The organism is Mycobacterium sp. NGS24 (assembly GCF_059813065.1).
Genome location: NZ_JCALDW010000023.1, coordinates 72,618 through 79,408, shown reverse-complemented (window position 1 = coordinate 79,408; position 6,791 = coordinate 72,618). Strand labels below are relative to the sequence as shown.

At 69.1% G+C, this 6,791-nt stretch carries 5 protein-coding genes; 3 read left to right on the top strand and 2 right to left on the bottom strand.

Features of this window, described 5'->3' with window-relative positions; translation table 11 throughout:
• The coding region (locus tag AC5Y6Y_RS22895) for a collagen-like domain-containing protein (protein WP_499930464.1) at positions 1-1,169 on the bottom strand (1,169 nt) is incomplete at its 3' end.
• A gap of 30 nt (positions 1,170-1,199) precedes the next feature.
• Here AC5Y6Y_RS22895 and AC5Y6Y_RS22890 point away from each other — a divergent pair.
• From AC5Y6Y_RS22890 to iniC, 3 genes are all read left to right on the top strand, one after another.
• Positions 1,200-1,439: a hypothetical protein gene (locus AC5Y6Y_RS22890; protein ID WP_473139495.1), complete on the top strand. Its 240-nt coding sequence runs from the start codon at positions 1,200-1,202 to the stop codon at positions 1,437-1,439.
• Between the two features lie 103 nt (positions 1,440-1,542).
• Positions 1,543-3,384 (top strand): dynamin family protein, encoded by a 1,842-nt coding sequence (locus tag AC5Y6Y_RS22885; protein WP_473139494.1) that lies wholly within the window; start codon positions 1,543-1,545, stop codon positions 3,382-3,384.
• Positions 3,381-4,874 (top strand): isoniazid-induced dynamin-like GTPase IniC, encoded by a 1,494-nt coding sequence (gene iniC, locus AC5Y6Y_RS22880; RefSeq protein WP_463825494.1) that lies wholly within the window; start codon positions 3,381-3,383, stop codon positions 4,872-4,874. The genes AC5Y6Y_RS22885 and iniC overlap by 4 nt, the downstream gene beginning before the upstream one ends.
• Before the next feature lie 4 nt (positions 4,875-4,878).
• Here the strand turns inward: iniC and AC5Y6Y_RS22875 are convergent, their stop codons facing one another.
• Complete coding sequence (locus tag AC5Y6Y_RS22875) at positions 4,879-6,705, bottom strand: Hsp70 family protein (RefSeq protein ID WP_473139493.1); 1,827 nt, start codon at positions 6,703-6,705, stop codon at positions 4,879-4,881.
• Positions 6,706-6,791 lie beyond the last annotated feature (86 nt).

Here is a 6,791-nt window from a genome sequence, read left to right as displayed (position 1 = left end):
CCGTTGGTGCTGGTGGCCAGGTGGGTGGCGCTGTCGGTGTTGGTGGGCAGGCTGGTGGTGCCATCGGTGGGGGTCTTGGCGGTGGCATAGGTGCCGGTGCTCAGGCCGGTGGCGCTGTCGGTGGTGTTGTTGGTGGTCAGGCCGCTGCCGGTATCGGCGGCCAAGCTGCTGCCAGCGCCGCAGGGCACGCCGGTCTCGCCGGGCAAGCCGGCCTTGCCGGTCAAGCTGGTCTCGCCGGGCAAGCCGGCCTTGCCGGTCAAGCTGGTCTCGCCGGGCAAGCCGGCCTTGCCGGTCAAGCTGGTCTTGCCGGGCAAGCCGGCCTTGCCGGTCAAGCTGGTCTTGCCGGTCAAGCCGGCCTCGCCAGCCAAGCTGGTCTTGCCGGGCAAGCCGGCCTCGCCAGCCAGGCGGGCGTCGCTGGTCAAGCCGGTGTAGCCAGCCAGGCGGGCATCGCCAGCCAGGCCGGACTCGCCGGGCAGGCGGGCGTTACCAGCCAGGCGGCTCTCGCCGGTCAGGCCGCGGCAAGCCAACCCGCGTTGATCGCCAGCGAAGGCGCAGCGCTGAATGGTGCTGGTACTGCCCACGTCGGGGGACCGTTGGGCGGTGTCGGCGTCGGGGGTCAGGCCGGTGCTGCCGGTAGCGCCGGACTCGGTATCGGCGGCGGCGGAAATGCCCCCCTCAGTGGCCACCCGAACCCGCAACCGGCCGCTGCAACCGGTGCGGCCGGCGCAGGTGCCGGCGTCCAGGCGGGGCCTGGCGGTGCCGCAGCGACCGGAGCGGGCGGCGCAGTGGCCGGCGGTGCCACCGGACCCGGCGGCGTCGCGACGAACCCAGGCACCCACGGCGGGCCCGCGGCAGGCGGACACGGCGACATCCTCGGTCAGGAAGGAACCGTGCTCGGCGGCGGTGCCGGAGCGGGCGCCGGAGCCGCCGGTGGCGCAGGAGCTGGAGCTGGAGCTGGTGCCGGCGCTGGAGCTGGAGCGGGTGCCGGCGCTGCCGGTGGAGCTGGCGCAGGTGCGGGTGGCGTCGGCCCGAGTGAACACGGATCGACGGTCCCCGCAGGTCAGGGCCCGGTCATCCAAACCGGCGGTGCCGGCACCGGCGGTGCGGGCAGCACGACACCGGGCGGCCACGGCCCCGTCATCCAGACGCCAGGTGGGTCGACGGGTCACGAGACCACGCCGGGCGGTGCTCATCCGCCGGTGATCAACGCGCCGGCCCCGCACACCCCGACGCCGCAGACCGAGACGCCGACCCCGGCGCACCCGGCACCGGCCGAGCACGCTCCGACGCCCGCGCCGCAGCAGCACGAGCCGGTCCAGCAGCCGACCCACCACGAGCCGCAGAGCCCGTCGGTGTTCGGCCACGAGCCGGCCGGGCACACGCCGCCGGCGCACACCGAGCCGCAATCGCACGGTCCGGCTGAACACCACGGGTTCTGATTCGGCGACCTGACAGACAACCGGCGGGGACCTTCATGGTCCCCGCCGGTTTGTCCGCATAACGTGATCGGAAAGCACGCGATCAAGAAAGTGGGGCGGCGCGGTGACGCAAGCTGATGACCCGCGTCGGGTCAGCGTGATCGTCGAACTGATCGACCACACCGTCGCGATCGCCGAGCTGCACGGGCGCAGTGACATGGTGCAGCGCCTGCGACGGGCGCGCGAGCGGATCAGCGACCCGCGAATCCGTGTGGTGATCGCCGGTCAGCTCAAACAGGGCAAAAGCCAACTCCTCAATTCGTTGCTGAATCTGCCGGTGGCACGGGTCGGTGACGACGAGGCCACCGTCGTGATCACAAGCGTGAGTTATGCGGCTCAACCATCAGCGCGACTTGTCGTCAAGGCCGGTCCCAACGGTGAAACCGCCGCCGTCGACATTCCGGTTGACGATGTCAACACCGATGTGCGCCAAGCGCCCCAGGTCGGCGGACGGGAAGTGATGCGGCTCGAGATCGGGGCACCCAGCCCGTTGCTGCAGGGCGGGTTGTCGTTCATCGACAGTCCCGGCGTCGGGGGCCACGGACAACCACACCTGTCGGCCACGCTCGGCTTGTTGCCCGATGCCGACGCGATCCTGATGGTCAGCGATACCAGCCAGGAGTTCACCGCACCCGAAATGTGGTTCCTGCGCAAAGCGTCGCAGATCTGTCCGGTCGGCGTGGTCGTGGCCACCAAGACCGACCTGTATCCGTACTGGCGGCAGGTCGTCAACACCAATGCCAACCACCTGCAGCGCGCGCGGGTCCCGATGCCGATCATCCCGGTGTCGTCGCTGCTGCGCAGTCACGCCGTGAGCCTCAACGACAAGGAACTCAACGACGAATCCAACTTCCCGGCGATCATCAAATTTCTGAGCGAGAAGGTGCTCACCCGCGAGACCGACCGGGTGCGCGACGAGGTGCTAGGTGAAATCCGCTCGGCGGCAGAGCAATTGACGATCACAGCCGGATCGGAACTGTCCTCGGTGAACGACCCGGCGCTGCGCGAACGCCTTGCCGACGACCTGGCCAGGCGAAAGAAGGAAGCCCAGGACGCGCTCGAGCAGACCGCACTGTGGCAGCAGGTACTCAACGATGGGTTCACCGATCTGAGCAACGACGTGGATCACGACCTGCGCTCCAGGTTTCGCGCCGTCACCGACGACATCGAGCGTCAGATCGATGCGACGGACCCGACACTGCACTGGGCCGAGATCGGTGCCGACGCCGAGGATGCAATCGCCACCGCGGTCGGGGACAACTTCGTCTGGGCCTACCAGCGCGCCGAGGTGTTGGCGCTCGACGTCGCCCGATCGTTCTCCGACGCTGGCCTCAACTCGGTCATGTCGCCCGAGCTCACCTCGCGGTTGATGGGCGGACACTTCGGTGAACTCAAGGCGCTGGCGGAGCTGGAAGCCAAGCCGCAGGGCAAGGGTCAGAAGGCGCTGTCCGGACTGCGGGGCTCCTACGGTGGCGTGGTGATGATCGGCATGTTGTCCTCGGTGGCGGGTCTGGGGCTGTTCAACCCGGTGTCGGTGGGCGCAGGGCTGCTGCTGGGTCGAATGGCCTACAAAGAGGAGAAACAGAGTCGGTTGTTACGGGCCCGGGCCGAAGCCAAAGCCAATGTGCGTCGGTTCGTCGACGAGGTTTCTTTCGTGGTGGGCAAGGAGTCGCGTGACCGGCTCAAGACGATCCACCGCACGCTGCGCGATCACTACCGTGGCATCGCGATCGAGCTCACCCGCTCGCTCAACGAATCGCTGCAGGCCACGGTCACCGCGGCGCACCTCGAGGATGTCGAACGCGACACCCGGGTCCGCGAGCTGGAACGCCAGCTGAACATCCTCGACCAGATCACCGACAACTTGAACAAGTTGCAAGCACCGGTGAGTCTCGGGAAACCGTGAGCACCAGCGACCGGGTCCGCGCGATTCTGGGCGGAACTATTCAGGCCTACCGGGGCGAACCGGCCTACCGCCAGCGTCCCGATGTCTTCTACGAACTGGAACGCATCGGGGCGCGCCTCAACGAGCCCATCCGAATTGCGCTGGCCGGCACGCTCAAAGCCGGCAAATCGACGTTGGTCAACGCCCTGGTGGGCGACGACATCGCGCCGACGGACGCGACGGAGGCCACCAGGATCGTGACGTGGTTCCGGCACGGCCCCACTCCGAAAGTCACCGCCAACCACCGTGGCGGACGGCGCAGCAACGTGCCGATCACGCACCGCGACGGGCTGAGCTTCGACCTGCGCCGGCTGGACCCCGTCGATGTGGTGGACCTGCACGTCGAGTGGCCCGCCGAGGAACTGACGCAGGCCACCATCATCGATACGCCGGGAACATCGTCGTTGACCCGGGAGGCCTCCGAGCGCACGCTGCGGCTGTTGGTCCCCGACGACGGTGTGCCCCGGGTGGATGCGGTGGTCTTCTTGCTGCGCACCCTCAACGCGGCCGACATCGCGCTGCTCAAGCAGATCGGCGGGCTGGTCGGGGGGTCGGCGGGCGCATTGGGCATCATCGGGGTGGCGTCGCGGGCCGACGAGATCGGTGCTGGTCGCATCGACGCGATGCTGTCGGCCAACGACGTGGCCAAACGGTTCACCAGCGAGATGACTCAGACCGGCATCTGCCAGGCGGTGGTCCCGGTGTCCGGGTTGCTGGCGATGACGGCGCGCACCTTGCGGCAGGGCGAGTTCGTCGCGTTGTCGAAACTGGCCGGGTCCGATGCCACCGAACTCAACAGGGCGCTGCTCAGCGTCGACCGATTCGTGCGGCCGGACAGTCCGTTGCCGATCGACGCCGCCATCCGTGCGCAACTGCTGGAACGGTTCGGGATGTTCGGCATCCGGATCTCGATCGCGGTGCTGGCCGCCGGAGTCACCAGCGCGGCCGCACTGGCCGCTGAACTGCTGGAGCGCAGCGGGCTGGTGGCGCTGCGCAGGGTGATCGATCAGCAGTTCGCGCAGCGTTCGGACATGCTCAAGGCGCATACCGCTCTGGTGTCGCTGCGCAGGTTCGTCGAGACGCATCCGGTCATGGCCACGCCGTACGTCATCGCCGACATCGATCCGCTGCTGGCCGACACCCACGCGTTCGAAGAACTTCGGTTGTTGAGTCTATTGCCCTCGCGCACAACGACTTTGAAAGAAGATGACATCGCTGCGCTGCGCCGGATGATCGGCGGCTCTGGCACCGACCCGGCGAGCCGACTGGGGGTGGACCCGCAGGAGTACGCGGCCAACCCGCACGTGGCTCAGCGGGAGGCGTTCGCCGCGGCGCAATACTGGCGCCGGCGCGCCGAGCATCCGCTCAACGATCCGTTCACCACCAGGGCGTGCCGTGCGGCGGTGCGCAGCGCCGAGGCGATGCTCGCGGAATTCTCCGCACGCCGCTGACCGCTCAGCCGCCGGGCGCCGCGCTGGTCGGCGGGACCGGTGCCGCGGTGGTCGGAGGGACCGGTGCCGCGCTGCTGGTGGGGGCCTGCGTGGTGGGCTGGGGTGCCGAGGTGGTCGGCGGGTTGCTGGTGGTGGGCCGCGTCGTGGTCGGCGCGGTGGTCGTGCTGGTGGACGGCGATGTCGTCGTGGTGGTCGTCGATGTCGTGGTCGTCGTCGACGTGCTGGACGAGGTGGTGGTGGGCGCCGTGGTGGTCGTGGTCTCCGTAGCCGTGGTCACCACGGTCGGGGGCGGCGTCACCACCGTCTCAGTGGGCAGGCCGTCCGAACCGGTGGTGCTGGTGGTGAACGGCGGCGGCTGCGAGGTGATGGTGACGACCGGCTTGGTGCTCGTGTCGCCGACGGTGAGCGCCAGCACGACGGCGAGCAGTATCGCCGCGGCCGCACCGAACAGGCTCAACAAGATTGCCGGACGCCGGTACCAGGGCGGGAGCTCGGCTTCGTCGACGTCGGGCTCCTGCGGGGGACCGGTGTACCCGGGCGCAAGCACCGGCTCACCAGGACTGGTGTAGTCGGCGGGACCGGAGTAGGGGACCGGTTCCATCCCGGTGCCACTGTCTTCCGACCACGCCAGGGCGCGGTCGGTCTCGTTGCGGGCGTCCTCGGGAAACGCCTCGGTGGGCACCGCTCCGGTGGGTTCGGTCGTGGGCGCGGTAGGCGACGCCATCGTGGCGGCACCGGCGGCGCCGGCGGCCGCAGCGGCACCGACGATGCCGGTCGGCATGTCCACGGCGGGACCGATGCCCGTGGCCGCTCCCGCTGAGGTGCCCAGAGTGGCTGCCCCGACCGCCGCACTGAACAGCGGCTGCGGCGGGGTGAGGACAGGTACTCGCAGTCCTTCGGACAGACGTGTCGCGATCAGCGGGATGTTGGCGCCGCCGCCGACCGCCGCCACCGCAGAGAGCTGACCAATTCCGTTGCGCTGCAGTACTTCTCGAACCGTGCCGACGAAGCGGTCCAGCGGTGCGGTGAGGAGTTGTTCCAGATCGCTGCGGGAAAGGTGCTGAGCCCCTCCGGGGTTGCCGGTCGCGATGCTGGCCACTGTTGTCGCGGAGAGTTGTTCCTTGGCGGTCCGGCAGCTGCCGAGCATCCGCGTCACCGACCCCATCGAGGTCGCCGTGACGGAGAGGTTGGTGGTGTCGGCTCCGGGTGCGACGGTCAGCAAGTGGTTCAGGATGAGCTGGTCGATCTCGTCACCGGAAAGTTCGCTGTACCGGACCGTACTGCCGATCTGGTCGAAGTTTCCCCCGGCGTTAGCCAACGTGATGCTGGTACCGCCGGCGCCGAAATCGCACACGGCTATGACGCCGCCGGCGGGGAACCCGGGCTGAGTGGCCAGCGCCGCCAGCGCCGCGGTGGCATCAGAGACCAGCGTCGGCGTCCCGCCTTTGGCGGCGAGGTCCGGTTGGGCGAACAGTTCCTGACGCAGCGCGGCGACCTGGTTCTGCGACCAGTACGCAGGGACGGCGACGGTGATCGGGGTCCCGTAGCCGACGGTGCGGGCCATCGCCTCGAGCGCCTCGATGGTCAGTGCCTGGCCGAGGTATTTGGTGCCGTCGGCAGCGACCAGCGGCGACGGGTCACCGACCCGCTCGACAAAACCCCGCAGTACCAGGCCGGACTCGGTGAGGTTCGGGTTCTCGTCGGGCAGGCCGACTTCGGATTGCCGGTTGTCGAACAGCGTCAGTACCGGTGTGCGGGCGACCGGGGCGCTACCCGAGCGTGCCGCGACCAGGTTGGCCACCCCGATCGACAAGCCGAGCGGCTCGCTCATGTCCCCACCCCTGTGTCCGTTGTTTCGCTGACGGTCGACGGCCGTTCCCCACCATAGCCGCCCCGGATCCGACGGAGACGGGTCAC

What these genes read in the sequence shown, in the direction of transcription:
- AC5Y6Y_RS22875 (WP_473139493.1), bottom strand. Translation starts at nt 6,705, where the DNA reads ATGAGCGAGCCGCTCGGCTTGTCGATCGGGGTGGCCAACCTGGTCGCG.